The following is a 1,455-nucleotide window of genomic DNA, read 5'->3' as shown; positions in this document are numbered from 1 at the left end:
CCGATCGGCTGCATCATCTGCGGCACCATCATCAGCCACTGCCAGGACGACACGTTGCGGTCCATCTCCATCCGCCCCATCCGGGCCGAGGAGAAGTTGACGTTCGAGAAGTCGTTGGTCAGCGCCTCGTAGGTGATGCCGACATCGGCGCTCACCGCCCGCATCACCCAGCGATAGAACTCGTCGACCCCGCCCACCTGCGGCGGCGTCCCGAACCGGATATCCTCGCCCGGCTGCAGGTTCTGGATGCGCCCGGGGATGATCTTGCCGAGCGAGGCCGGGTCGGTCGCGTCCGCCGCCTCGAACTCGGCATCCGGGGCGACGCGGAACGCGGCAAAGCAGGCGGCGATCTTCTGTCGCACGAGATGCGCGTCCTGACCGTCCGCGAAATCCTGCAGCCGCAGCGCGACCGGGGCGAACCAGCTCACCCCGCGCATCTGCCCGGGGCGGTCCTGACGGTAGATGTGCAGCACGAGATCGGCCGGGATGCGCCGGCTCTCGAACCGCAGGCGCCGCGTGTTCGAGCCCGGATGCTCGGTGAAGAGATAATAGGCCACGCGCCGGCCGATGGTGTCGAACTCGATCCCGCCCTGCACGACATTGCCATTCGCCAACGCACCGTCCCGGCTGCCGTCCAGATAGTCGGGCTCGAGGATCTGCAGCTGGAACGGCAGCGGCAACCCGTCGCCAAGATCCCGCGGCCGGTAGCGGATCAGCACCTCACCCGCCTCGACCACGGTGTTCATCGCCAGCCGCTGCAGCCCGTAGAGGTTCTGCCGGCCGTCGGCGTCGATGGCCGTGGTGTCGCAATGCGCCTCGACCGAGCGCAGCAGGCTCTCGCGCGCCGCTTTCGAGCGCCCCGTCACCTTCGGGATGATGCCGTCGCCCACCACGTTGTTCGCGATGACCGTCTGCACCCGCGAGGCGAAGGCCGTGTTGCGCACCATGTCGCGCGCGACGAAGGCGAGGCGCTGCCGCGCCACCCCCGCCTCGGTGTCGGCATCGGCCGCGGTCGGCCGCCACGAGCTGGCCCGCCCGCCGGGCGTTGCCGCCTCGTAGCGCATCAGCACGTCAAGCGCTGCGCGCGCCTGCACCCGGCGCAGCGCGGTGCGGGGCGCGATCTGCCGAAGCGCCCGGTCGAGGATGTTCATACCCATGTCGCTCACGCGCCCCTGTCGAACACCGGCTGGAAATGCGTCGGCCGGCGCGTGCCCGTCCCGGCCACCGCCGCCTCGGCCCGGGCGATCACCCGGTCGAGCTCGGCGAGGCTGCGATAGCGCACCCGCTCGTTGCCCTGGCTCACCTCGAGCGCCCCCGTGGCCCGGGCGGCGCGCAGCGCGTCAAGCTGTTCCTGCGTGAAGCTCATAGCCAATCCTCCCGGTCGGGCACCCAGCCCGGATCTGCATCTGCGGTTGTCGGTTTCTGTTCGGGGCGGGGCTTTCCGCCCCGCGGCAG

Annotated in this window: 2 protein-coding genes; both read right to left on the bottom strand. The window is 70.4% G+C overall.

The features are described from left to right. The coding region (locus EOW65_RS19785; RefSeq protein WP_240664806.1) for a phage portal protein at positions 1-1,157 on the bottom strand (1,157 nt) is incomplete at its 3' end. Between the two features lie 5 nt (positions 1,158-1,162). After that, complete coding sequence (locus EOW65_RS19780) at positions 1,163-1,366, bottom strand: phage head-tail joining protein (RefSeq protein ID WP_128152389.1); 204 nt, start codon at positions 1,364-1,366, stop codon at positions 1,163-1,165. Between the last annotated feature and the right edge of the window lie 89 nt (positions 1,367-1,455).

Source organism: Paenirhodobacter ferrireducens (assembly GCF_004022265.1).
GTDB classification, from domain to species: domain Bacteria; phylum Pseudomonadota; class Alphaproteobacteria; order Rhodobacterales; family Rhodobacteraceae; genus Rhodobacter; species Rhodobacter ferrireducens.
This window is presented reverse-complemented; position numbering and strand designations above follow the sequence as displayed.

Coding starts and splice junctions, on each gene's coding strand:
- EOW65_RS19780 (WP_128152389.1), bottom strand. CDS start 1,366: ATGAGCTTCACGCAGGAACAGCTTGACGCGCTGCGCGCCGCCCGGGCC.